Here is a 26,140-nt window from a genome sequence, read left to right on the forward strand (position 1 = left end):
CTGCCAGTTCTGTCACCTCCAGTTACCACCCGCCCACAAACGGCGGCGGATGTACGCGGCTTGCAGAGACGAAGCCGCCTCCTCCCCTCCTTACACCACAGAAGCCACCTTCTCAGGCTGTTCATGCTGACGCGTCAGCACAATGCCTATCAAGGAAATCACCAGTGCCAGGCTGATAGTAGAAGTCACTTCGGCACGGTGTTCAGGAGTCACCAACATAACCACCAGCGCGGCGCAGATAAATGCGATGACCAGATAGGTGAGCCACGGAAACAGCCACATGCGAAAGGTCAGCTCGACATTCTGTCGGTGCAGCATCCGACGCATGCGCAACTGAGACACTGCGATGACCGGATACACAAGCAAGGCAATGGCGCCGGAGCTGGCGAGCAGAAAGTCGAACAAACCGCGGGCATGAAATAGCTAAGGAAGCTCTGGGGTACTAACCGATACCCCAGAGTTTTGCGTGATATGAATCTATACCCGGACGCTGGCAAAGGTTGATTCGTTGCGGGCCTGGCTGAGCGTCGACAGTGCTCTAGACAACGGTGACAGCACCAAGGCTTGTGGCAACGGAATCAACGCCACTTGTTGCGCGGTGTTGGAGCCGACGCGCTCGTCGCGTGGCGGAATGCCATAGTATTCGCGATAGCACTTGGAGAAGTGTGGCGTGGATATGAACCCACAGATAGACGCCACTTCAATGATCGACATGGGTGTCTGCTTGAGCAATTGCCGCGCACGCACCAAACGCAGTTTCAGGTAGTAGCGCGACGGCGAGCAGTGCAGGTATTTCTGGAACAGCCGCTCCAGCTGACGACGCGATACCGCGACGTACACCGCCAGTTCATCGAGGTCGATCGGCTCTTCAAGGTTGGCTTCCATCAGCGCGACAATTTCCTGCAACTTCGGCTGATTGGTGCCGAGCATGTGCTTGAGCGGCACGCGCTGGTGATCCTGTTCGTTGCGAATGCGCTCGTAGACAAACATTTCCGAGATCGCCGCCGACAGTTCACGACCGTGGTCGCGGCTGATCAGGTGCAACATCATGTCCAGTGGCGCGGTGCCGCCGGAGCTGGTGAACCGGTTACGGTCGAGGGTGAACAGACGCGTGCTCATGACCACCCGCGGGAAAGCTTCCTGCATCGACGCCAGGCACTCCCAGTGCACGCTGCAATCGAAACCGTCCAGCAGACCGGCACACGCCAGGGCCCAACTGCCAGTACAGACGGCGCCGAGACGACGCGACTGGCGCGCCTGGCTTTGCAGCCACGATACGTGTTCACGGGTTACGCTGCGTTGAATGCCGATGCCGCCACAGACAATCACGGTGTCCATGGGCGGGGCTTTGTGCATGGACGCATCCGGTGTGATTTGCAGGCCGTCACTGGCCCAGACCTGACCGCCGTCAGCGGTGAGGGTGCTCCAGCGATACAGCTCACGACCCGATAGTTGGTTGGCCATGCGTAGCGGCTCGACCGCCGAGGCCAGGGAAATCAGCGTGAAATTGTCCAGCAACAGAAAGCCGATGGATTGTGGGGTGCGGTTCTGGGGTTGGGCCCCGGAGTTTTGCGACATCATTGAGGTATCTCCTCACACAGGACAGGTGATGGCCCCAGACGCAGGCTCTTTTTATTACCTGTCCAGCAAATGGCGGGCTACTGGCAGTGACGTGAGCAAGCGTCATGCCAAAGTCAAATTGAACTCCAATGACTTTTAGAAATTAACCCCACCAATTTCTGATTATAGAAGGTCGCAAGAGCAAATAGTTGCAAGCGGAAAGGTTGAGTTAGCACCATTGTTCATGAACAGTGAGCAATTCCGTACTATTAGGCACTACCATCCCTTGGCGGGTTGCAGTGAAGACGCCTTCAAGCACCCGGTAACGCGGGTCAGCAACTTATGCGCCGCGCTTTCCAGGTGAGGTCCGACAAATTCATGCACCAAAACTTCCTTGAAGCGTACTGACTTGCGCGAGGCCAGTGCATGCCTGAAATCTATATCCGGACGCTGGCAAAGGTTGATTCGTTACGGGCCTGGCTGAGCGCCGACAGCGGTCTGGACAACTGCGACAGCACCATCGCTTGCGGGATCGGCATCATCGTCACTTGTTGTGTGGTGTTGGAACTTACACGCTCGTCGCGTGGTGGAATGCCGTAGTACTCGCGGTAGCACTTGGAGAAGTGTGGCGTGGACACGAAGCCACACACCGAGGCCACTTCGATGATCGACATTGGCGTTTGCTTGAGCAACTGCCGGGCGCGGATCAGGCGCAGTTTCAGGTAGTAACGGGACGGCGAGCAGTGCAGGTATTTCTGGAATAGCCGCTCCAGCTGACGCCGGGACACGGAGACGTACACCGCCAGTTCGCCGAGGTCGATCGGCTCTTCGAGGTTGGCGTCCATCAGCGCCACTATTTCCTGCAACTTCGGCTGATTGGTGCCGAGCATATGCTTGAGCGGCACGCGCTGGTGATCCTGTTCGTTGCGAATGCGCTCATAGACAAACATTTCCGAGATCGCCGCCGACAGCTCACGACCGTGATCGCGGCTGATCAGGTGCAGCATCATGTCCAGTGGCGCGGTGCCTCCGGAGCTGGTGAAACGGTTACGGTCCAGGGTGAACAGACGCGTGCTCATGACCACACGCGGGAAAGCTTCCTGCATGGCCGCCAGACACTCCCAGTGCACACTGCAATCGAAGCCGTCGAGCAAGCCGGCACCGGCGAGGGCCCAACTGCCGGTGCACACCGCACCCAAGCGTTTGGACTGACGCGCCTGACTCTGTAGCCATGACACGTGTGCGCGTGTCACCGTCTGCTGAATGCCTATACCACCACAGACGATTACAGTGTCCAGAGTCGGGGCTTTGTGCATGGCGGCGTCAGGGGTGATCTGCAAGCCGTCGCTGGCCCAGACCTGGCCGCCGTCGGCGGTTAGGGTCGTCCAGCGATACAGCTCGCGACCGGACAATTGGTTGGCCATACGCAGGGGTTCGACGGCGGAAGCCAGAGAAATCAGCGTGAAATTGTCCAACAGTAAAAAACCGATGGACTGAGGTGCATGGTTCTGGGGTTTAGCTCCGGAGTTGAACGTCGTCATCGCGGTATCTCCTAACGCAAAGCGGGTGAATGGCCTCAGGCGGAGGCTCTCTTTATTGCCCATTCAATGCTGGGTGGGCTTTTTGTAATTACTTGCAAGAGTCACACCCAAGTTAACTGGACCTTTCCACACATCCAAAAAACGACACCACGATGTCTCTATTTGGAGGGTCGCAAGGGCCTGGGTTAAAAGACGAAAAAGCTGAGTCAGTGCCTCTACCGATAGGCGGTGGGCAATACGGTAGCAGTTGTGGGAAAGGACTCCTGGAGACGACAACGTGTTTGTCACCGACGCGCACTGGTCGGTTCTCGAACAACACATTCGCCCATTCCAGATCCAACAAGAACCGAGCAAAAAACGCTTTCTGATCCCCAAATGCACTGACGAGCAAAAATGCTTTGAATGCGACCATCACCCCTACAGCCCGCGACCTATAAAGGATTTAAGGGCGTTAGTGCGACATTCTGTCACGGGGTTGCGTGTAGTTAATTTTCTGCTCCCTCCCATAATCGGTCCCTGAAGGGCGTTATGTTCGCCCGAAAAATGTCGCTCTCCGCCCTGAGTTGGCGGGATCGTGCTGATCGGCCGCCCCAGTCGCACCCTCCGCAGTGCGCTGGCCTTCCAAGAATGATCGAAAGCAATAAGATCAAGCAGGAGATTTGACGTGCACATTGGTGTTCCTCTCGAAACCCAGACCGGTGAAACGCGGGTTGCTGCAACCCACCCGTTCAGCAATGAAACCATTGCCAARCTGGCCGAGTGCGGCATTACCGCGTTYTCCCTGGAAGCCGCGCCGCGCACCTCCCGCGCKCAGAGCCTCGATGTGCTGTCCTCGCAGGCGAACATCGCCGGCTATAAAGCCGTGTTGCTGGCCGCCCATCACTATCCGCGCTTTATGCCGATGTTGATGACGGCAGCCGGCACCGTAAAGGCCGCTCGCGTGCTGATCCTTGGCGCCGGCGTGGCAGGTTTGCAGGCGATCGCTACCGCCAAGCGTCTGGGCGCAGTGATTGAAGCGTCCGACGTGCGCCCTGCAGTGAAGGAACAAATCGAATCCCTYGGCGCCAAGTTCGTCGACGTCCCGTACGAGACCGATGAAGAGCGCGAGTGCGCCGTCGGCGTCGGCGGTTACGCACGCCCTATGCCGRCCAGCTGGATGCAACGTCAGGCCCTGGCCGTGCACGAGCGCGCCAAGCAGGCCGACATCGTCATCACCACCGCCCTGATCCCCGGCCGCAAGGCACCAGTGCTGCTGAGCGCTGAAACCGTCGCGCAGATGAAACCCGGTTCGGTAGTCATCGACCTGGCCGCTGCGCAAGGCGGCAACTGCCCGCTGACTGTGGCCGACCAGGTGATCGTCGCGCACGGCGTGACCATTGCCGGCCCGACCAACCTGGCCGCCCAGGTCGGYGCAGACGCCTCGGCGCTGTACGCGCGCAAYCTGCTGGACTTCCTGAAGCTGGTCTTCAMCAAGGAAGGTCAGTTCGAAGTGAACCTMGAAGACGACATCGTCGCCGCGTGCCTGATGTGCCGCGACGGCCAAGYCATCCGCAAAAACGCCTAAGCAGGRATTCAGACGATGGAAGAGCTTATCTCCCCCGGTATCTACAACCTGATCATCTTCGTGCTGGCGATTTATGTCGGTTATCACGTGGTCTGGAACGTTACACCCGCACTGCACACCCCGTTGATGGCGGTGACCAACGCCATTTCGGCGATCGTGATCGTCGGCGCCATGCTGGCGGCGGCGCTGACCGTACACCCGACCTCGTCGCGACGCGGCAATGTGTACGGGATGCTCGGCATGGCGCTGGCCATCGTCACCACTGTCGGGCTGGTGTTCAAGCTGGGCTCCGAGCTGGCCACCGCCGGCATCGGTTACGTGATCGTCGGCCTGCTGATCGGCGGCACTGCCGGTTCGATCATGGCCAAACGCGTCGAAATGACCAAGATGCCGGAGCTGGTCGCGTTCATGCACAGCATGATCGGTATGGCTGCGGTGTTCATCGCCATCGCCGCCGTGGTCGAGCCGCAATCGCTGGGCATCGTCAAACAACTGGGCGATTCGATTCCCGCCGGCAACCGTCTGGAGTTGTTCCTCGGCGCGGCCATCGGTGCAATTACCTTCTCTGGTTCGGTGATCGCGTTCGGCAAGCTGTCGGGCAAGTACAAGTTTCGTCTGTTCCAGGGTGCACCGGTACAGTTCGGTGGGCAGCATAAAATCAACCTGCTGCTGGGCCTGGCAACGCTGGGCCTGGGCGTCACCTTCATGATGACCGGCAACCTCGGCGCCTTCGCCCTGATGCTGGCCCTGGCCTTCGTACTCGGCGTAATGATCATTATCCCGATCGGCGGTGCGGACATGCCGGTGGTGGTGTCGATGCTCAACAGCTATTCCGGTTGGGCTGCGGCAGGTATCGGCTTCTCGCTGAACAACTCGATGCTGATCATCGCCGGCTCGCTGGTCGGTTCGTCCGGTGCGATCCTCTCGTACATCATGTGCAAGGCGATGAACCGTTCGTTCTTCAACGTACTGCTCGGTGGCTTCGGCAACAACGCAGACGCAGCCGGCCCGGCGGGCTCGAAAGAAGCCCGCCCGGTGAAATCCGGCTCGGCGGACGACGCAACCTTCCTGCTGACCAACGCCGACACCGTGATCATCGTTCCAGGCTACGGCCTGGCGGTTGCTCGGGCGCAGCACGCACTTAAAGAGCTGACCGAGAAGCTGACCCACCGCGGCGTGACCGTGAAGTATGCGATCCACCCGGTAGCCGGTCGGATGCCCGGCCACATGAACGTGCTGCTGGCTGAGGCTGAAGTGCCTTACGACCAGGTGTTCGAGATGGAAGACATCAACTCCGAGTTCGGCCAGGCCGACGTGGTGCTGGTACTGGGTGCCAACGACGTGGTGAACCCGGCGGCGAAGAACGACCCGAAATCGCCGATTGCCGGCATGCCGATTCTTGAAGCCTTCAAGGCCAAGACCATCATCGTCAACAAACGCTCGATGGCCAGCGGCTATGCCGGCCTGGATAACGAGTTGTTCTACCTGGACAAGACCATGATGGTCTTCGGTGATGCCAAGAAAGTCATCGAAGACATGGTTAAAGCCGTCGAGTAAAAACTGCTCCAACGCAATACCGAAAACCCCGGCCTTTAGTAGGCTGGGGTTTTTTATTGCCTGCAGAAAACCGACCAAAGGCTCTAAATCAGGGGCCAGCATTCGACCATGGTCGCGGGGCGAATTTTTTCGAAATCACTAGACTGCGCATCTTGCTTCCGTTGCCCGAGATAACCATCCATGTACCGTGATCGTATCCGCTTGCCTTCGTTGTTGGATAAGGTAATGAGCGCTGCTGACGCTGCCGCTCTGATTCAGGACGGCATGACCGTCGGCATGAGCGGGTTTACCCGCGCCGGCGAAGCCAAAGCCGTGCCCCATGCACTGGCCGAACGTGCCAAGGTCACACCGCTGAAAATCAGCCTGATGACCGGCGCCAGCCTGGGCAACGACCTCGACAAACAGCTGACCGAAGCCGGTGTGCTGGCCCGTCGTATGCCGTTTCAGGTCGACAGCACCCTGCGTAAGGCGATCAACGCCGGCGAGGTGATGTTCATTGACCAGCATCTGTCGGAAACCGTGGAACAACTGCGCAATCAGCAACTAAAGCTACCGGACATCGCGGTGATTGAAGCCGTGGCGATCACCGAACAGGGCCACATCGTGCCAACCACCTCGGTCGGCAACTCGGCCAGCTTCGCGATTTTCGCCAAGCACGTGATCGTCGAGATCAATCTGGCGCACAACCCGAATCTGGAAGGTCTGCACGACATCTATATCCCGACCTACCGTCCGACCCGCACACCTATTCCGCTGGTCAAGGTCGACGACCGCATCGGCAGCACCGCGATCCCGATACCGCCGGAAAAGATCGTTGCCATCGTCATCACCAACCAGTCCGACTCGCCGTCCACGGTATTGCCGCCGGACAGCGACACCCAGGCCATTGCCGATCACCTGATCGATTTCTTCAAGCAGGAAGTGGAAGCAGGGCGCATGACCAACAAGCTTGGCCCGCTGCAAGCCGGTATCGGCAGCATCGCCAATGCGGTGATGTGCGGCCTGATCGACTCGCCGTTCGAAGACCTGACCATGTACTCCGAAGTCCTGCAGGACTCGACCTTCGACCTGATCGACGCCGGAAAACTAAGCTTCGCCTCGGGTAGCTCGATCACCCTGTCGAGCCGGCGCAACGCCGATGTGTTCGGCAATCTTGCGCGTTATAAGGACAAACTGGTGCTGCGCCCGCAGGAGATCTCCAACCACCCTGAAGTGGTTCGTCGCCTGGGCATCATCGGCATCAATACGGCGCTGGAGTTCGATCTGTACGGCAACGTCAACTCCACCCACGTCTGCGGCACGCGGATGATGAACGGCATTGGTGGTTCCGGCGACTTTGCCCGCAACGCGCACCTGGCGATCTTTGTCACCAAGTCGATTGCCAAGGGCGGGGCGATTTCCAGTGTGGTGCCAATGGTCAGCCACGTTGACCACACCGAGCATGACGTCGACATCCTCGTGACCGAGATCGGCCTTGCCGATTTACGTGGTCTGGCGCCACGGGAGCGGGCGCGGGTGGTGATCGACAACTGTGTGCACCCGGACTACCGCGAAGCGCTGAATGCCTACTTCGAGGCGGCCTGCGCCGTCGGCGGACACACCCCACACATCCTGCGCGATGCCCTCAGCTGGCACATCAACCTGGAAGAAACCGGCAGAATGCTCGCCGTGTGATTGATACAGATGGCAGCTGACGCAAACACAATTTCGTCAGCTCGCCATTGCCAATCCAATATCCTTCAAAAACTGTACTGCTGTACCGGTCATTTCCTACCGTAATTGCCTACACTTTTGAGTAAAACACCAGAAAGTGCACCATTAAAGAGCAGACAGGTACAGTTGCCTCGTTTTCGAGCAGTACAGCACCTATTAACAGTTAACTGGTCCCTCACAATACAGGTGAACTGTATCTAGAGAGACTGGCCAAACGAGAGGATCATTGGCATCAGTTAAACCACTACCTAATCCCGCCATAAGCGGAAGGATGTCAACCATGGAACGTACACTCAGTTCCGAAATGTTCTTCGAAGACAACGCTGTAAAAACCCAGGCTTCCATGCCTCTTCGCGTTCTCGCCAACCTGATGCTGTGGCAGCGCCGCATCTCCAGCCGCCACCAACTGGCTCGTCTGGATTCGCGTCTGCTGGCTGACGCAGGGATTAGCGAAGCACAACGCTACGAAGAGCTGAGCAAGCCGTTCTGGCGCTAAGTTAGCGTCGCTGGCTCTCTGACCCAACGGGTCCACCGCCAGCACCCCGAATTGCACACACAAAACCCGTCGTGGGAAACCACGACGGGTTTTGTCGTTTCAGGGCAAAAAAAAGCTGGTACAGAAGGGTAGCCGTATGACAGATACAGTTTCAACAAACGTTAAACTGAACCAGTACAATTTAATGTTGGTGTAGCTGCTCCAGCGACAGCGAAACGACCAACATGGTGTCCCAAGGCTGCTTAATAAGCCTGTTCGCGAGGAATACACCATGAATCGGTTACTTGATGTTCCGCTCCCGCCTACTCGCAAGTCTTCTTTACTCAAGCTTATGGTCCGGCTGATCGTCGCTACCGGTCAAAGCATGGAAAAAGCGCGCACCCGCCGCCTGCTCGCGCAACTTAATGAACAGCAGCTGTCTGACATAGGTATCAGCCATTCAGATCGACTGGTCGAACTGGACAAACCTTTTTGGCGCTAACCGTGTCTAGATGGGGTGACAGGGCTATTCGAACGGTTGAACAACGGCCTAATATCCGAGGACAACGTGGCGAGCCCTGCGCAGAGCACGTCTGACCCCTCAGACGTTACGCATCACGCAGTGGCTGCCCGACGTTATTTTTGGCGTCACTATTTATGGTTTATTCACAGGAGTTACCCCATGTCCCGTCTTCGTCTGCTCAGCGCTGCAGCACTGCTGGCCGTGGCTGCCAATTCGCATGCCTCCAGCTTCATTATCACCACTGACACTGTCGTCGGTGCACTCAAGGACAGCTCCGACGCCACAACCAACCTTTCGTCTTCGCTGCGGGACAAGAAGATCGTTCGCGCCGCCCGTGATGACGCTGCCAGCTTCGTAGCCAGCGAGGGTGCCATCCGTGGCGTGCGCCTGGAAAGTGCTCTCGACTACATCCACACACAGGCTCCACAGTTGAAAGCCACTGACGCACAGCTGGCTCAAGCCATTCTGGCGATCTGATCAACGTCGGAAAACGGGGCTCTCACACTGTGCCCCGTTTCCTCAGCGCTGGCTCTGGCCCGGGCATTGCGCTAGCCTTGGGGCTCGTTTCCAACCGTCGAGCCTCATGCATTTTCTTTCAAAACCACTCATCACATCCCTGTTTATCACTGCCTGCTGGACCAGCCCGGCCCACGCCCTGGACCTGTCCACGCAGAACCTCGTCGTCACCACTTATGCGACAAGCAAGGTGACCTCCGCTCCCTTCGACCATAAACTGCTGCTCGCAGCCCACGATGATGCGGCGGCGTTCATTGCCAGTGACGGTCAACTGCGAGGAGCGCAACTGGAGTCCGCCCTGGTTTATCTGCGCCAGACCCAGCCAAAACTTCATGCCAGCGACCTTGAACTGGCACAGGCAATTCTCGTCCAATAGTTATCCTGTTCTTCCGGAGTTGTTCCATGCGTAGCCCGCTGATTGCTGCCACCCTTGGCCTGTTACTGTTGGCCGACGTGGCCCAGGCACATACCCTCGAAGCCACCAGTAACATGATCATCCGTGCCTCCCAGCGCACACTCGATTTCACCTCTGACACCACCACCTCGATTCGTGACCTGAAAGTCGTGCGCGAAGCCCATGATGACGCGGCCAGTTTTGTCGCCAGCAATGGCGATATCCGTGGCGCGCATCTGGAAGCAGCCTTCGACACCTTGCGCACCCGTGTGCCGGAAGCCCGCGATGCCAGTGATCAAGTCCTCGCCGAAGCCATCCTCGCACTGTGAAGACACTAACCGCCTGGCTGATGGCCGGGGCCCTATTGCTGCTTTGCAGCACGGCTCAGGCCAGCCTGCAATTACACCTCAAGGCCGACGGTCTGAGCCCGGAAGAACAACGGGCCAGCCAGGCACTGCTGGATGAAGCCATACGGGCATTGCCGCCGCGCTTCATCGAACAACTGGACCGCCGGATTGATGTTGGCTGGACCGACGAAATGCCCGGCAATGCCTACGGAGAGGCGTCTCTGACGTCAGAGGTGGACCTCAATCGCAACCTGCTCAAGGGGCTCACCGACGGCAGCGCCGCGACGAAAAAAACCAATCGCCCCCACGGCACCGTTCGCCGCGAAATGCTCGCCACGGTGCTGCATGAACTCACGCACATTTATGACCGTGCACGCTTGTGGACAAGTACCGAGCGTTTGCTGATCCAACGCTGTACGCGACAAAGCAACAGTTCGGGCCTGGTCGGCCTTCCTGATCAATGCCGCGGGCAGACTGACCGTCGTTTCACCTTGAGCGACGATCCACGCCTGCTGGACCTTGCCGGCTGGCCGCAATACGTCGGCCGTCGCGGCGAACGCGAACAACACAACCGGCAAATTGTCCGCAGCCCGGACCTCTACGAGACGAGCAGCCCCAAGGAATTTGTCGCGGTCAACATGGAGTACTTCCTCCTCGACCCGAGCTACGCCTGCCGCCGCCCGGCGCTATACCGTTATTACCAGGAACACTTCGGCTGGGCTCCACCGGCCAAGGACAGCTGCGCCCAATCCTTCGCCTTCCTGAACGCAGGCAACGACTTCGCCAAACAACCGCTGGGACAGGTCGATCCGGAAAGGGTCTACTCCGTCGACTACCTGCTGGCCGAAGCCAATCAGAATCTGGTCAGCCGCTGGGGCCACAGCATGTTGCGGCTGGTGATCTGCGCGCCCGGTCGCCCACGCGGACCGGACTGCCGACTGGATCTGGAATATTCCCTGGTGCTGTCCTACCGCGCCTTTGTCGGCGACGTACAACTGTCGAGCTGGGATGGTCTGGTCGGAAAATACCCGTCACGACTTTTCGTGTTGCCGTTGTCACAAGTCATCGACGAATACACCAAGACCGAACTGCGTAGCCTCGCCTCGGTGCCGCTCAAGCTGTCGCGCAGTGAAATTGGAGAATTGGTCGAGCACGCCGCGGAGATGCATTGGAGCTACGACGGCAACTATTACTTCCTGTCCAACAACTGCGCGGTCGAGAGCCTGAAGCTGTTGCGCAGTGGCAGTAACAATCCACAGCTGGCCGGCATGGACAGCATCATGCCCAACGGCTTGCTGGAAATACTCAAGGCCCGCGGACTGGCGGACACCAGCGTGCTCGACAATCCGCGCGAGGCCTTGCGCCTGGGCTATCGCTTCGACTCGTTCCGCGATCGCTATCAAGCGATGTTCGAGGTGCTGAAAAAGCACCTGCCAATCAAACAGGACAAGGTTGAAGACTGGATGGCGCTGACGGCCGCAGAACGTCGCCCGTGGTTTCAGCAGGCCGACCTGCGCACCAGCGCTGCATTGCTGTTGCTGGAGCAGGCGAGTTTCCGCCAGCAATTGTTGCTGGCCCAGAATGAGGTGAAACAACGCTACCTGGACGCCCGCGAGTTGAAAAACGGCGGCATGGACCAGGCCAATCAGACCTTGAAGCAGATACTCGTCAACAGTGGCTTCCTCAGCCGTCCGGCAGAACTGCTCGACAGGGGCGGCTACGGCCTGCCACAGCCCAATGAATGGAAACGCCTGGAGTCGGAAAGCAGCACTCGACAGAAGAAATTACAGGTGTTGACCGGCGATCTGGACAAAGAGGTCAGGGCGCTGCTTGAGCCTGGCCGAGCGGCTGAGATCGCCGCGAATGAGGCCAACATCAAACAATTGGGCGAACACCTGCGAGCGTTGCATAAAGCGGCCGGTGGACTGGAGTTGCCTTAAGTCAAAAGATCACAGCCGGGCAACCGGCTGTTAGTACGGCCCGGCGAATTGATACCGCGGTTGTCCACAATGACATCCGCCTGAGTGCAGTTCGCTCATAGCCGATTCCCCCATCCTCATGTTTAACAGCGTCAAACCGCGGTACGGGCCACTACTTCAGGCCCCGTCCGTCCACCTTGAACATCTCGTCCGGTGTTTGCCCAGCGAAAGCTGGCTGAAAGGTTTGCCGATTAGGATCGCCCGCACTGCCGGCAACAGACCGGTTGGCCAAACGAATGTCGCAACGTTCGCCCGGCCCAATTAACAACAACAATGGTGATTCTGATGTCCGCTCGTACCCGCCTGTTTGCCCCGACTCCCCCCGTACGCCTCGTGCTTTCCGTTCTGCGCTGACCTCACCCGGTTCGCCATTCCCTAGCCGCGCTACGTCTGGAGTAATCCCATGCTGACTTTCCTTGGCTTTGCCATGGTCATCACGTTCATGTACCTGATCATGACCAAGCGCCTTTCGGCGCTGATCGCCCTGATCATCGTTCCGATCCTGTTCGCCCTGTTCGGTGGCTTTGCCCCGAAGATCGGCCCGATGATGCTTGAAGGCATCACCAAGCTGGCCCCGACCGGGGTGATGCTGATGTTCGCCATCCTCTATTTCGCCCTGATGATCGACTCCGGCCTGTTTGACCCGGCCGTGCGCAAGATCCTCAAACTGGTCAAGGGTGACCCGCTGAAGGTATCCATCGGCACCGCGGTGCTGGCCCTGGTGGTGTCCATGGACGGTGACGGCGCCACGACTTACATGATCTGCGTAGCCGCCATGCTGCCGCTGTACAGCCGCATCGGCATGAGCCCGCGGATCATGGCCGGCCTGATCATCCTCGCCGGCGGCGTGATGAACATGACCCCGTGGGGTGGCCCGACCGCGCGTGCCGCCAGTGCGCTGCATGTCGACCCATCGGACATCTTCGTGCCAATGATCCCGGCGATGCTCGCTGGCGTGGTGGCGATCCTGGCAATTGCCTACCTGTACGGTAAACGTGAACGTGCGCGTCTGGGTGAATTGCACCTGATCGGCGACGAAATCGACCACAGCGAAATCAGCGTTTCGCAGTTCCCGGATGCTCGTCGCCCGAAACTGATCTGGTTCAACGGCGCCCTGACCCTGGCACTGATGTGTGCCCTGATCGCCGGCCTGCTGCCACTGCCGGTGTTGTTCATGGTCGCGTTCAGTATCGCAATGATCGTCAACTACCCTTGCCTGCAACAGCAAAAAGATCGTGTTGCGGCCCACGCCGGTAGCGTGTTGTCGGTGGTCGGGCTGATTTTTGCCGCCGGTATCTTCACCGGCATCCTGACCGGCACCGGCATGGTCGATGCCATGTCGAAAAGCCTGCTGGCCGTGATCCCGGATTTCCTCGGTCCGTACCTGGCCGTGATCACCGCACTGGCGAGCATGCCGTTCACCTTCTTCATGTCCAACGATGCGTTTTACTACGGTGTATTGCCGGTTCTGGCCGAAGCCGCCAGCCACTACGGCATCACCGCGGTGGAAATGGCCCGTGCCTCGATCGTCGGTCAACCCGTCCACTTGCTGAGCCCACTGGTACCCTCCACCTACTTGCTGGTGGCATTGGCCGGGATCGAATTCGGTGACCACCAACGCTTTACCTTGAAGTGGGCAGTACTGGTTTGCATGTGCATACTCGTCGCTGCATTGCTGATGGGGATTTTCCCGCTGTTCAGCACCTTGTAACGGCATCAACTCACCACGCCGCCAGCCAAGTGCTGGCGTCGTGGTTTAACACTCGCTCAAAGGAATACACATGGAATGGCTGACCAACCCTGAAATCTGGGTTGCCTTCTTCACGCTGACTGCCCTGGAAATCGTGCTGGGCATCGACAACATCATCATGATCTCGATCCTCGTCAGCCGCATGCCCAAGCATATGCAGGCGCGCACCCGGATCTTCGGCCTGGCGCTGGCCATGGTCACGCGGATCCTGCTGTTGCTGTCGATCACTTGGGTCATGCGCCTGACTGCCGACTTGTTCGTGGTCTTCGGTCAGGGTATTTCCGGGCGAGACCTGATCCTGTTCTTCGGTGGTCTGTTCCTGCTGTGGAAAAGCTCCCAGGAGATGTTTCACGCACTGGAAGGCGAAGACGAAACCGCCGACGAGCCAGGTGGCAAGGGCGGCAACTTCCTCTACACCATCATCCAGATCGCGATCATCGACATCGTCTTCTCTCTGGACTCGGTGATCACCGCGGTCGGCATGGTGTCCCATGTTCCGGTCATGGTTGCTGCAATCATCGTTGCGGTACTGGTGATGATGATGGCCTCGGGCATGATCAGCGCGTTCATCGACAAGCATCCGTCGCTGAAAATGCTCGCGCTGTCGTTCCTGCTGGTGGTGGGTACCGTGCTGATCGCCGAAGCTTTCGGTGTGCATGTCCCCAAAGGCTACGTCTACTTCGCCATGGCGTTCTCGCTGGCCGTGGAGGCGATCAACATCAAGATGCGCACCGCGATCGCGAAAAAGAAAAAACAGCAGGAGCCGGTGAAGCTGCGCAAGGACATCCCGGGTCAGTAACTCGCCACAATGAATCAAGGGGCTTTCGAGCCCCTTTTTCACGCCCGCTTGAAGCTGTTTTCATGACAGTTTTGTTTCAATCGACTCTTTAGCTATGCGATGCTGGCGCCCGGACCGTTAGCCAACTACAGCTTAAATACAGAACGTAGAACGTCGCGCGGCATCGTCAACTTGCTCCATTGGGGCGCTGTCCATTCAGGGGGCCCAGTATGCTGACCCTGCTCAATCTACTGTCCGCCGTTGCCTTGCTCATTTGGGGCACGCACATCGTCCGAACCGGCATCCTGCGGGTCTACGGCTCGAACTTGCGCCATGTCATTGGCCAGAACATGTCCAAACGCTGGCTGGCCTTCATCGCCGGGATTCTTGTCACCGCGATGGTCCAGAGCAGTAACGCCACGGCGATGCTGGTGACCTCGTTTGTCGGCCAGGGCCTGATGGCGCTGACGCCCGCCCTGGCGACCATGCTCGGTGCCGACGTCGGTACCGCGCTGATGGCGCGGGTCCTGACGCTGGATTTGTCATGGCTGTCGCCGTTGCTGATTTTCCTCGGGGTGATTTTCTTTCTCTCACGCAAGCAGACGCGTGCGGGGCAGCTCGGCCGGGTCGGCATCGGCCTGGGGCTGATTATTCTCGCGCTGCAATTGATCGTCGAAGCGGCCGATCCGATCACCCACGCTCACGGCGTCAAAGTGCTGTTTGCTTCGCTGACGGGCGACATCCTGCTCGATGCCCTCGTCGGTGCGCTGTTCGCGATGATTTCCTACTCCAGCCTGGCCGCCGTCCTGCTCACTGCAACCCTTGCCGGTGCCGGAGTGATCAGCCTGCCGGTGGCCATCGGTCTGGTGATCGGCGCCAACATCGGCAGCGGTGTCCTGGCGTTTCTCGGCACCAGCATGCAGAACGCTGCCGGACGTCAGGTTGCGTTGGGCAGCCTGCTCTACAAGATGATCGGCCTTCTGCTGATCATTCCGGTGCTCGGCCCGTTGGTGCACTGGATGGACAGCCTCAATTACCGCCCGCAAGGCCTGGTGATCGGCTTTCATCTGCTCTACAACACCGTGCGTTGCCTGGTGCTGTTGCCCAGCGTCGGCCCGATGGCCAGGCTCTGTGCCTGGCTGCTGCCTGAGCGCCCGGAAATCAACGGTCAGGCCAAGCCACGCCATCTCGACCCGGCAGCCCTGACCACGCCGAGCCTGGCCTTGGCCAACGCCGCCCGGGAAACCCTGCGCATCGGCGACCTGATCGACAACATGCTCGAAGCCATGCTCGATGTACTGCGTGGCAAGCAAACCGCCGTCACTCAGGAAGTGCGCCGCCTGAGCGATGACGTCGAAGTCCTCTGCAGCGCGATCAAACTCTATCTGGCGCAGATGCCCCGCGAAGACCTCAGCGACCAGGACAGTCGGCGCTGGGCAGAAATCATCGAACTGGCGATCAATCTGAAACTCGCCTCTGACCTGATCGATCGCATGCTGCGCAAGGTCCAGCAGCAGAAGACTTCGCAGCGCCGCTCCTTTTCCGACGTCGGCCTGGAAGAGCTGGCGGGATTGCACCATCAGTTGATCGCCAACCTGCGCTTGGGGCTGTCGGTGTTTCTGAGTGCCGACAAGGAAAGCGCCCGGCAACTGCTGCGTGAGAAACGTCGCTTCCGCGCGCAGGAAAGACGCCTGGCTCACGCCCATGTCAGCCGTTTGCACCGTAAGGTTGTGCAAAGCCTCGAAACCAGCTCGCTGCATCTGGAGCTGATCGCCGACATGAGACGCTTGAACTCACTGTTCTGTGGCAGCGCCTATGTGGTCCTGGAAACCGCCGAAACCGGTACATTGGCTGCCGACGATACGGCTGACATCACCCATTCACCCTGAACGTCTGGCGTTGACAGCAGTCACTTAGAAGATCGCTTTTACCCGCCAGGAAGGTTGCTATGCGCTGTCTGTTGTTTGCGTGCCTGCTATTGAGTTCCACCTGCTCATTTGCCCTGGATCGCTTTCAGGTCGAAGGTTATTCGCTGCCCAACGGCTTGCAATTGGTGCTCAAGCCCGGCACCGAACGCGGGCATGTTGCGATTCGCCTGGTGGTAGGCGTTGGCCTGGACGACTTCGCCTGCGCCGACAAAGAGCTGCCGCACCTGCTTGAGCATTTGCTGTTCAGTGGCGTCGACGCGAGCGGCGAAGGCGGGCTCGAGGAGCGCATGCAGGCACTGGGGGGTGAATGGAACGCCTACACCAGTAACGCCGACACCACGTTCGTCATCGAAGCCCCGGCGAAGAATCAGCGCAAAGTCCTCGACCTGCTGCTGGCGCTACTGACCCAGACCCGACTCGACGACAACGCAATCAGCGCGGCCAAACAGGTGGTCGAACGCGAAGATGGCGGCCATTACTCCCACTTGCAGCGCTGGCTCGACCGCCAGGACCTGGGCCATACGGCGAGCAATCAGCTGGCGGTGGAGCTGGGCCTGAAGTGCTCGGAGCGGGCTCAGGTAGAGCACCTGACCCGCGAACAATTGGAGAAGGTCCGCAAGGAGTGGTACGCACCAAACAACATGACGCTGATTATTGTCGGCGAGCTCGATCGCCTGTTGCCGGCCTACCTGGAGCGCACCTATGGCGAACTCAAAGCCATTGATCCCACCGAGCACTTGCCGCTGCCGGAGATCCAACACCCGGCGCTCGACGAACGTAATCTGATCCAGGGCTGGGTGGGGGGTGGCGCCAAACTGCACTGGCTGTTCCCGGAACCGGCGCTTGAGGACCAATATGACGAAACGTACGACCTGCTCAAGGACTACCTCGACTGGGCGCTTTATCGTCAATTGCGTCTGGCTCACGGATTGTCCTACGGCCCCTGGGCCGAACGCGAAGTGTTCGGCAGTGTCGGTTTCCTCAGCCTGAACGCCGATCTGGAGCGCGATGATCTGCCACAAGCGCAGCAGGTACTCGATGATCTGAAAGCCGATCTGCTCAAGAGTGGCCTCGACCCCGCAGGCTTTGAACGCCTGAAACAGGCCGCCATCGCTCGACAGGCCTGGGCCGTGCAAGGCAATAGCGGGCTCGCGGACTACTACTGGAGTGCCATCGGCGACTATGAGGACGGACATTTCGACGACCCGGCCCTACGCCTGCAAACCGTCACGCTGGACCAGGCCAACCAGACCCTGCACAAACTGCTCGATCAGCAGGGTTACATTCGCATCGAGAAGCCGCTGCTCAGTTATGACGAGGTGCTGTGGTTGCTGGGCGGGGTGTTGGGGTTGATGGCGCTGATGGGCTGGCGTATTCACCACAAGAAGTGAAAACACCACAATCCCTGTAGCAGCTGGCGCAGCCTGCGTTCGGCTGCGCAGCGGCCGTAAAATCAGACACCACGTTTTTTCAGGTAAACCGTGAAGGCAGGATTCACGACTGCTTCGCAGCCGAACGCAGGCTGCGCCAGCTGCTACAGGGATTGCGTATTGTCTGATGCTTTCTCGCAACATCAGAGTGCCAGCGTTATCCTGTCGGGGTTTTTCCCCACGACAATTGCGAACTGCCGAATGCCTATCCTGACCCATTACGTACTGCGCATCCTCGAACTGATGAAGCGCTACCCCGGGGTCATTGCGCTCGGTGGCTTCATCTCGGGGGTCTGCAGTTTCATTCTGGTCGACCGTCAACAAAGCCTGGCGACCTGGATTGCGGTGATCATGCTGGTCAGCTGGCTCTGGCTGATGCTGGAAAACAGCCTGACTGAGCTATTCACCAAAGTCTTCAAGCGTGAGATCCCGCAGCCGTTGTTGCGCTATGCGACGCAGATGATCCATCAGGAAAGTCTGTTCTTCGTCTTGCCGTTCTTTTTCATCACCACCACCTGGAACAGCGGGCAACTGGTGTTCACCGGACTGCTCGGGGCGGCGGCGCTGGTTTCGATCACCGATCCGCTGTATTACAAATGGCTGGCGCCACGCCGCTGGCTGTTTCTGGCGATGCATACGCTGACGCTGTTTGCCGCGCTGCTGACCGCATTGCCGATCATCCTGAACCTGACCACCGATCAGAGTTTCAAACTGGCTCTTGGCATAGCGATGCTGCTGTCTTTCCCAAGCCTGGCGTCGATCTTTCCGATTCGCACGATCCGCGGCGGCCTGAGCGTGCTCAGCATCACCCTGGCCATCGGCTGCGCCGGCTGGTTGCTGCGTACCTGGGTGCCGCCGGCCACTTTGTGGATGACGCAAGTGGCAATCAGCACACAACTACAAGACCGTACACCCGGCGACAGCCACAATGAAGTCAGCGTCGCCCAACTGCGCCCTGATGGTCTGTATGCCTACACCGCGATCAACGCCCCGCGCGGGCTCGACGAGCGGATTTATCACGTCTGGCAGTTCAACGGCAAAGAGGTCGACCGCATCGCACTGGATATCCACGGCGGGCGCAAGGAAGGCTACCGGGCCTGGAGCCATAAACAGAACTTCCCCGGCAACCCGGCAGGCGACTGGCAAGTGCGGGTACTGACCGAAGACGGTCAGGTGATCGGCGTACTGCGCTTTGAGGTGACCGACGCCAGTCAAAACGGCACGACGCCGAGCGAGGCAAAATAACCGGGATCATGCTATTACGTAGCACTGCGTATCGGTAGAACAAGCACGGAGATTATGAGCAGCACAATTGCCGGCAATGCCCAACTCGATACTTCGAACACCCCTGCGCGGTTGCGGGTCACGGGTGACTGGACGCTTGTCCATTACGCCGACCTCAAACGCCTGAGTCACACACTCAAAGGCCAGTACGACGACCGAACCCCCATCGACCTCAACGGCCTCGGCGCGCTCGACACCGCCGGCGCCTCGCTGCTGGTCGAGCTGCTCGGTGCCGAGCGCCTGGGCAAGTCCGCCGAGCACCCCGACTGCAGCCTGTCCGCAGCCGACCGTGCGCTGCTGCAAACCGTCTATTGCTCGCTGTCCGACTTCTGCGTCCCCATCAAAGAGCCCGAAATCAGTGTCGGCATTCAACTGCTGACCCGCATCGGGCGCGCCGTGGATGCGGTCTGGCAGGACACGCTGCAACTGTTGGGGTTTGTCGGGCTGATTCTGGAAACCATCGCTCGCAGCCTGTTTCACCCCAAGCGCTGGCGGATCACCCCGATGATCGCGCACATCGAGCAAACCGGCCTCGACGCCGCACCCATCGTCGCTTTGCTGACCTTCATGGTGGGCGCAGTGGTGGCCTTCCTCGGTGCCACGGTACTCGCCAGTTTTGGTGCGAGTATTTTTACCGTGGACCTGGTGGCGTTCTCGTTCCTGCGTGAATTTGGTGTGTTGCTGACCGCGATCCTGATGGCCGGGCGCACCGCCAGCGCCTTTACCGCGCAAATCGGCTCGATGAAGGCCAACGAAGAAATCGACGCAATCCGCACCCTGGGTCTCGATCCGATGGAGCTGCTGGTGGTGCCACGGGTGTTGGCGTTGCTGGTAGCGCTGCCGATGCTGACCTTTCTGGCGATGCTCTCGGGGATTGTCGGTGGCGGGGTGGTCTGTGCGATTTCGCTGGGCATCTCGCCGGCGATGTTCCTCTCTTTGCTGCAATCGGACATTGGCGTTCAACATTTTCTGGTCGGCATGGTCAAAGCACCGATCTTCGCTTTTCTGATCGCCTCCATTGGTTGTCTGGAAGGCTTCAAGGTCAGTGGCAGCGCTGAATCCGTTGGCGCCCACACCACGTCCAGTGTGGTGCAGTCGATTTTCGTGGTGATCGTGCTCGATGCGGTCGCCGCGTTGTTCTTTATGGAGATGGGCTGGTGAGTCGTTTACCCCGTGCGCCCTCTGAGGCGGTGATCGAAGTCCGTGGGCTGTGCAATCGCTTCGGCCGCCAGAGCGTGCATGAAAACCTCGACCTGGATTTGTACAAGGGCGAGATTCTCGCCGTGGTCGGCGGTTCAGGCAGCGGCAAATCGGTGTTGCTGCGCAGCATCGTTGGCCTGCGCCAACCCAGCGAAGGCATGGTGAAGGTGTTTGGCAAGAACCTGCCGAGCCTGACGGAGCATGAACGCTCACTGGTCGAGCGACGCTTCGGCGTGTTGTTTCAGAAGGGCGCGCTGTTCTCTTCGCTGACCGTGACCGAAAACGTCGCCTTGCCACTGATCGAGCACGCCGGCCTGAGTCGCGATCACGCCGAGCATCTGGCGGCGGTTAAGCTGGCCTTGGCCGGTCTGCCGCTGTCGGCTGCCGACAAGTACCCGGCCTCATTGTCCGGTGGCATGATCAAACGCGCGGCGCTGGCCCGCGCCTTGGCACTGGACCCGGACATCCTGTTCCTCGATGAGCCGACCGCCGGCCTTGATCCGATCGGCGCCGCGGCGTTCGATCAGTTGATCCTGACGCTGCGCGATGCGTTGGGATTGAGCGTTTTCCTGGTCACCCACGACCTCGATACGCTGTACACCATCACCGACCGGGTCGCGGTGTTGGCGCAGAAAAAAGTACTGGTGGCCGACGCCATCGACACCGTGTCGGAAACCGACGACGCGTGGATTCACGAATACTTCCACGGCCCACGCGGCCGCGCGGCGCTTTCAGCCGCTTCACAGCTTAACGAGGTATGACATGGAAACCCGAGCCCACCATGTATTGATCGGCCTGTTCACCGTATTGGTGGTGGCCGGTGCGTTGCTGTTCGGTCTGTGGCTGGCCAAGTCCAGTGTCGACACCGCCTTCAAGGACTACGAGGTGGTTTTCAATGAGGCGGTCAGTGGCCTGTCCAAAGGCAGCGCGGTGCAGTACAGCGGGATCAAGGTTGGCGACGTGGTGAGTTTGCGCCTCGACCCCAAGGACCCGCGCCGGGTACTGGCACGGATTCGTCTGGGCGGCGACACCCCGATCAAGGAAGATACCCAGGCGAAACTGGCACTGACCGGGATTACCGGCACCTCGATCATCCAGCTCAGCGGCGGCACCCCGCAAAGCCCGGAGCTGGAAGGCAAGAACGGCAATCTGCCGGAGATCGTCGCCTCGCCATCCCCCATCTCGCGGCTGCTGAACAACAGCGATGACCTGATGAGCAGCGTCAACCTGTTGCTGCATAGCGCCAACCAGATGATGTCGCCGGAAAACGTCGACCGCCTGGGCAAAACCCTTGAGAACCTGGAGCAAACCACCGGAAGCATTGCCGAGCAGCGCGGGGATCTTAGCCAGGCCATGCAACAACTGGCCTCGGTAGGCAAACAGGCCAGCGCCACCCTGGAGCAGACTTCTGCGTTGATGCGTAACGCCAACGGTATGCTCAACGATCAAGGCAAACAGATGTTCGGCAGTGCCGAGCAAGCCATGAAGTCGCTGGAGCAGAGCAGCGCGACCATCAACAGCTTGCTGACCGACAATCAGGATGCGCTGAATAACGGCATGCAGGGGCTCAACAGTCTGGCCCCGGCCATACGTGAGTTGCGCGACACCCTGAATTCGTTACGCGCCATCTCTCGTCGCCTGGATTCCAACCCCAGTGGTTACTTGCTGGGTGGTGACAAGGATAAGGAGTTCACACCATGAAGCCTGTCTACCACGCCTTTGCGCACTGCGCGCTGTTGGCAAGTTTCGCGCTGACCAGTGCCTGCTCGATTTTACCCAAGGCTGACCCCCAGGATGTCTACCGTCTGCCTGCCGCGCCGAACGCCGCGTCATCGACGCACACCAACTCAGTACCTTGGTCGCTACGTCTGTCTAAACCCCAGGCCAGCGACGTGCTCAACAGTGCAAAAATCGCCGTAATTCCTCAAGGCGACCTGATCAGCAGCTACAAGGCCTCGCGCTGGAGCGATCCTACGCCGACCCTGCTGCGCAATCGGCTGCTCGCCGGGTTTGCACAGGACGGCCGCGTACAGCGGCTCAGCACCGACGACAGCAACTTGCAGACGGATCTGGAGCTGAGCGGGAACCTGCAAGCGTTCCAGACGGAATATCAAGGCAACACCGCGCAAGTGGTCATTAGCCTGGATGCGCTACTGGTGCGTGGCAATGACCAGCGGATCCTCGCCAGCCGCCGCTTCGAAGTGCGCCAGCCATTGAGCGATGTGAAAGTGCCTGCAGTGGTGACCGGGTTTGGTCAGGCCAGTGACACGCTCACGGCGCAGGTGATTGCGTGGACGGTAGAGCAGGGGCAAAAGACCGCGACCGGCAAAAGCGCCGCAAACCCCTTGTAGCAGCTGGCGCAGCCTGCGTTCGGCCGCGTAGCGGTCGTAAAATCCTTCGACGCGGTCCGTCAGTCAGATAAGACATGCCGGATTGCGACTGCTGCGCAGCCGAACGCAGGCTGCGCCAGCTGCTACGGGACCGAGGCGGCCTTACGAACCGAGCTTATCCAAAGAACCAGTAGCAAACCCCGATCGCCCCCAGCACCCCGGCGAGCTCCGCCAGCAGTGCACAACCCACCGCATGCCGGGCACGTTGAATGCTCACCGCTCCGAAGTACACCGCCAGCACATAGAACGTGGTTTCGGTACTGCCCTGAATAGTCGCTGCCACCAGCGCCGGGAAGCTGTCGACGCCTTGGGTTTTCATGGTTTCGATGAGCATTGCCCGCGCAGCGCTGCCGGAGAACGGCTTGACCATCGCGGTCGGCAGGGCATCGACGAAACGCGTGTCCCATCCAGCCCATTGCACCAGATGGCGAATCCCGTCCAGCCCGAAGTCCAGCGCCCCGGACGCCCGCAATACGCCCACCGCACAAAGCATCGCCACCAGATACGGCAGCAGGTTCTTGGCGACATCAAAGCCTTCTTTGGCACCTTCGACGAATGCTTCGTAGACCTTGACCTTGCGCAGGGCACCAATCACCAGAAACAGCATGATCAACCCGAACATCGTCAGGTTGCCGAGGATCGACGACAGGCTCGCCAGCGCAGTGGCTGAGAGCGTCGCCAACAGCGCCATGAACCCACCCAGTACCAACGCACCCGGAATCAGGTAAGCCAGCACCACCGGGTCCCACAGCCGAAGGCGCTGCATGAATGCCACCGACAGCAGACCGACGATGGTCGAACAACTGGTCGCCAGCAAAATCGGCAGGAACACCAAGGTCGGGTCAGCTGCACCTTGCTGGGCGCGGTACATGAAGATAGTCACGGGCAGCAGGGTCAGGGACGAGGCGTTAAGCACCAGAAACAGGATTTGGGCATTGCTCGCGACCGTGGTACTGGGGTTGAGCTCCTGCAACGCACGCATCGCCTTGAGACCAATCGGCGTAGCGGCATTGTCGAGCCCCAGGGTATTGGCAGCAAAGTTGAGGGTGATCAGGCCGATGGCCGGATGACCCGCCGGCACCTCGGGCATCAGGCGCAGGAACAGCGGGCCCAGCGCCTTGGCCAGCCAGTCGACGATCCCGGCTTTTTCAGCGATCCGCAAAAAGCCCAGCCACAGGGTCAGGGTGCCGAACAGCAACACCATCACGTCGACCGACAGCTTGGCCATGGCGAAGATGCTTTCCACCATCGTCGCGAAGATCCCGGCATTGCCGCCGATCAGCCACTGCGCGAATGCCGAAACGGCCGCCACGATGAAAAAGCCAAGCCACAGGCCATTGAGCATCAGTCAAATCCCCCAGAAGATGCGCGAATGATAGCGGGGTGGGCAGAAACGACAAACCCCGGATTTCTCCGGGGTTTGTTTGTACTGCAGGGAGGCTTGTTGAACCCGGATCTATGGACTGACCTGAATTCACTGTGGGAGCGAGCTTGCTCGCGATAGCGGCGTATCAGTCGACATCAATGTTGGCTGGTACTCAGTCATCGCGAGCAAGCTCGCTCCCACAAAAGCCCGCTCCCACAGGTTCGCAATCAGTTATTGGAAGCCTCGCCAGCCGGCAGCTTCTCTTTGCTGCGCCAGTGCGGCAGGGAGTTCCAGTAGCGCTGGCCCTTGGCGTCGTCGTACATGCCTTCCCAACGGGAGATGACCAGTACGGCCAGGGCGTTGCCGATCACGTTCAGTGCGGTACGGGCCATGTCCATGATGCGGTCGACACCGGCGATGAACGCCAGGCCTTCCAATGGAATGCCCACGCTGCCCAGAGTCGCCAGCAGAACCACGAAGGACACGCCCGGCACGCCGGCGATACCTTTGGAGGTGACCATCAGGGTCAGTACCAGCAGCAACTGCTGGCTGATCGACAGGTCGATACCGTACAGCTGGGCAATGAAGATTGCCGCGATGCTCTGGTACAGGGTCGAGCCGTCGAGGTTGAACGAGTAACCGGTTGGCACCACGAAGCTGCAAATGGCTTTCGGTGCACCGTAGGCTTCCATCTTCTCGATCACGCGCGGCAGCACGGTTTCGGAGCTCGCGGTGGAGTAGGCCAGCACCAGCTCATCCTTGAAGATGCGCATCAGCTTGATGACCGAGAAACCGAACAGGCGAGCAACCAGCCCCAGCACCACGAAGGCGAAGAAGGCGATGGCGACGTAAACCAGGATCACCAGTTTGGCCAGCGGCAGCAGGGACGCGAAACCGAAGTTGGCAACGGTCACTGCGATCAGTGCGAATACGCCGATCGGGGCGTAGTTCATGATCATGTGAGTGACTTTGAACATGCTTTCCGAGACGCCCTGGAACATCTTCACCAGCGGCTCGCGCAGATCGGATTGCAGGCTCGACAAACCAAGACCGAACAACACCGAGAAGAAGATGATCGGCAGCATCTCGCCACGCGCCATGGCGGCAAAGATGTTCGATGGAATCAGGTTGAGGATGGTTTCGATGAACGCGTGTTCATGCTGAACCTCGGCCGCGGTCGCCTGGTACTTGGAGATATCCACAGTGCCCAGGGTGCTCATGTCGATGCCGGAACCCGGGTGGAACACGTTGGCCAGCACCAGGCCTACCAGAATGGCGATGGTGGTGACGATTTCGAAGTAAATGATGGTCTTGAGACCAATGCGTCCGAGCTTCTTCGCATCGCCCACACCGGCAATGCCGACGACCAGCGAGGAGATCACGATCGGGATCACGATCATCTTGATCAGACGGATAAAGATATCGCCCGCCGGTTGCAGGACGTTACTGATCCACCAGGCCTTTTCCGCACTGAAGTGGTTGAGCAACGCACCAATTGCAATGCCCAGCACCAGACCGATGAGGATCTGCCAGGCGAGGCTCAGCTTTGCCTTCTTCATATCATTACCCTTTTCTTATAAATGGATTCGGGAAGATGCACAAACTGGAACACTCAATGGCGCAAGAGTCTGTGCATCTGCCCCCGGATAAGGTCGCCTGGAGCGCGTAATTACGGCTCTCTGGCAGATAAAAAAGGCGCAACTATTCCGATGCACGGGAGCGACGTCTAATGCCGTAAACGCCTACCCCATGCCGAATCGGCATGAGATTTTTCAAAGCAAACTGCCGTCCCAACCGGTTCGAATACGACATTTCGGCAGGCATAAGTGCCGTGAACCGGCCATC

At 59.3% G+C, this 26,140-nt stretch carries 21 protein-coding genes and 2 pseudogenes; 18 read left to right on the forward strand and 5 right to left on the reverse strand.

Features of this window, described 5'->3' with window-relative positions; genetic code table 11:
• Positions 1-90: 90 nt before the first annotated feature.
• The 3 genes and pseudogenes from AC1DIG_RS09605 to gbdR (AC1DIG_RS09615) form a co-directional block, all read right to left on the reverse strand.
• A pseudogene (locus AC1DIG_RS09605) lies at positions 91-434 on the reverse strand (GABA permease); the annotation flags it as partial.
• 43 nt (positions 435-477) lie between these two features.
• A complete protein-coding gene (gbdR, locus tag AC1DIG_RS09610; protein ID WP_477767117.1) occupies positions 478-1,581 on the reverse strand; it encodes a choline metabolism transcriptional regulator GbdR in 1,104 nt (367 codons plus the stop codon).
• A 416-nt stretch (positions 1,582-1,997) separates the two neighbouring features.
• On the reverse strand, positions 1,998-3,101 hold the full coding sequence (gene gbdR / locus AC1DIG_RS09615) for a choline metabolism transcriptional regulator GbdR (protein ID WP_477767118.1): 1,104 nt from the start codon (positions 3,099-3,101) through the stop codon (positions 1,998-2,000).
• Positions 3,102-3,825: 724 nt separating this feature from the next.
• On the opposite strand from gbdR (AC1DIG_RS09615), the pseudogene AC1DIG_RS09620 reads away from it, so the two are divergent.
• The 18 genes and pseudogenes from AC1DIG_RS09620 to AC1DIG_RS09705 all read left to right on the forward strand — a co-directional run.
• A pseudogene (locus tag AC1DIG_RS09620) lies at positions 3,826-4,665 on the forward strand (NAD(P) transhydrogenase subunit alpha); the annotation flags it as partial.
• Between the two features lie 15 nt (positions 4,666-4,680).
• Positions 4,681-6,222: an NAD(P)(+) transhydrogenase (Re/Si-specific) subunit beta gene (locus AC1DIG_RS09625; protein WP_477767119.1), complete on the forward strand. Its 1,542-nt coding sequence runs from the start codon at positions 4,681-4,683 to the stop codon at positions 6,220-6,222.
• A gap of 180 nt (positions 6,223-6,402) precedes the next feature.
• Positions 6,403-7,896, forward strand: a complete 1,494-nt coding sequence (locus tag AC1DIG_RS09630; RefSeq protein ID WP_477767120.1) for an acetyl-CoA hydrolase/transferase family protein — start codon at positions 6,403-6,405, stop codon at positions 7,894-7,896.
• A gap of 319 nt (positions 7,897-8,215) precedes the next feature.
• Complete coding sequence (locus tag AC1DIG_RS09635; RefSeq protein ID WP_427531189.1) at positions 8,216-8,431, forward strand: DUF1127 domain-containing protein; 216 nt, start codon at positions 8,216-8,218, stop codon at positions 8,429-8,431.
• Positions 8,432-8,702: 271 nt separating this feature from the next.
• Entirely contained in the window at positions 8,703-8,912 is a 210-nt protein-coding gene (locus tag AC1DIG_RS09640; RefSeq protein WP_477767121.1) for a DUF1127 domain-containing protein, read from the forward strand.
• A 180-nt stretch (positions 8,913-9,092) separates the two neighbouring features.
• On the forward strand, positions 9,093-9,410 hold the full coding sequence (locus AC1DIG_RS09645; protein ID WP_123427845.1) for a DUF2388 domain-containing protein: 318 nt from the start codon (positions 9,093-9,095) through the stop codon (positions 9,408-9,410).
• A 106-nt stretch (positions 9,411-9,516) separates the two neighbouring features.
• Positions 9,517-9,825, forward strand: a complete 309-nt coding sequence (locus tag AC1DIG_RS09650; protein WP_477767122.1) for a DUF2388 domain-containing protein — start codon at positions 9,517-9,519, stop codon at positions 9,823-9,825.
• A 26-nt stretch (positions 9,826-9,851) separates the two neighbouring features.
• Positions 9,852-10,172 carry a DUF2388 domain-containing protein gene (locus AC1DIG_RS09655; protein WP_054594970.1) on the forward strand — a complete coding sequence of 107 codons (321 nt, stop codon included), beginning with the start codon at positions 9,852-9,854 and terminating at the stop codon, positions 10,170-10,172.
• Positions 10,169-12,130: a DUF7844 domain-containing protein gene (locus AC1DIG_RS09660; protein WP_477767123.1), complete on the forward strand. Its 1,962-nt coding sequence runs from the start codon at positions 10,169-10,171 to the stop codon at positions 12,128-12,130. Before AC1DIG_RS09655 ends, AC1DIG_RS09660 begins: the two co-directional genes overlap by 4 nt.
• A gap of 442 nt (positions 12,131-12,572) precedes the next feature.
• Positions 12,573-13,880 (forward strand): CitMHS family transporter, encoded by a 1,308-nt coding sequence (locus AC1DIG_RS09665; protein ID WP_429539623.1) that lies wholly within the window; start codon positions 12,573-12,575, stop codon positions 13,878-13,880.
• A 70-nt stretch (positions 13,881-13,950) separates the two neighbouring features.
• Complete coding sequence (locus AC1DIG_RS09670) at positions 13,951-14,718, forward strand: TerC family protein (protein ID WP_054594967.1); 768 nt, start codon at positions 13,951-13,953, stop codon at positions 14,716-14,718.
• Positions 14,719-14,927: 209 nt separating this feature from the next.
• A complete protein-coding gene (locus tag AC1DIG_RS09675; RefSeq protein ID WP_477767124.1) occupies positions 14,928-16,586 on the forward strand; it encodes a Na/Pi cotransporter family protein in 1,659 nt (552 codons plus the stop codon).
• A gap of 59 nt (positions 16,587-16,645) precedes the next feature.
• Positions 16,646-18,016, forward strand: coding sequence for a M16 family metallopeptidase (locus AC1DIG_RS09680; RefSeq protein ID WP_477767125.1), 1,371 nt, complete (start codon positions 16,646-16,648; stop codon positions 18,014-18,016).
• A 240-nt stretch (positions 18,017-18,256) separates the two neighbouring features.
• The gene (locus tag AC1DIG_RS09685) at positions 18,257-19,300 is read left to right on the forward strand and encodes a DUF5924 family protein (RefSeq protein WP_477767126.1); all 1,044 of its coding nucleotides are present in this window, start codon (positions 18,257-18,259) and stop codon (positions 19,298-19,300) included.
• 54 nt (positions 19,301-19,354) lie between these two features.
• On the forward strand, positions 19,355-20,500 hold the full coding sequence (locus AC1DIG_RS09690) for an ABC transporter permease (RefSeq protein WP_477767127.1): 1,146 nt from the start codon (positions 19,355-19,357) through the stop codon (positions 20,498-20,500).
• The gene (locus tag AC1DIG_RS09695; protein ID WP_477767128.1) at positions 20,497-21,300 is read left to right on the forward strand and encodes an ABC transporter ATP-binding protein; all 804 of its coding nucleotides are present in this window, start codon (positions 20,497-20,499) and stop codon (positions 21,298-21,300) included. The genes AC1DIG_RS09690 and AC1DIG_RS09695 overlap by 4 nt, the downstream gene beginning before the upstream one ends.
• Position 21,301: 1 nt before the next feature.
• On the forward strand, positions 21,302-22,240 hold the full coding sequence (locus AC1DIG_RS09700; protein ID WP_477767129.1) for an MlaD family protein: 939 nt from the start codon (positions 21,302-21,304) through the stop codon (positions 22,238-22,240).
• Complete coding sequence (locus AC1DIG_RS09705; protein WP_477767130.1) at positions 22,237-22,890, forward strand: ABC-type transport auxiliary lipoprotein family protein; 654 nt, start codon at positions 22,237-22,239, stop codon at positions 22,888-22,890. The genes AC1DIG_RS09700 and AC1DIG_RS09705 overlap by 4 nt, the downstream gene beginning before the upstream one ends.
• Before the next feature lie 154 nt (positions 22,891-23,044).
• Here AC1DIG_RS09705 and AC1DIG_RS09710 read toward each other — a convergent pair whose 3' ends face one another.
• Together AC1DIG_RS09710 and gltP are read right to left on the reverse strand one after the other, a co-directional pair.
• Positions 23,045-24,274, reverse strand: coding sequence for a nucleoside recognition domain-containing protein (locus AC1DIG_RS09710; protein ID WP_477767131.1), 1,230 nt, complete (start codon positions 24,272-24,274; stop codon positions 23,045-23,047).
• A gap of 248 nt (positions 24,275-24,522) precedes the next feature.
• Positions 24,523-25,854, reverse strand: a complete 1,332-nt coding sequence (gltP, locus tag AC1DIG_RS09715) for a glutamate/aspartate:proton symporter GltP (RefSeq protein WP_477767132.1) — start codon at positions 25,852-25,854, stop codon at positions 24,523-24,525.
• Positions 25,855-26,140: the final 286 nt, after the last annotated feature.

The organism is Pseudomonas sp. 05N431 (assembly GCF_056397005.1).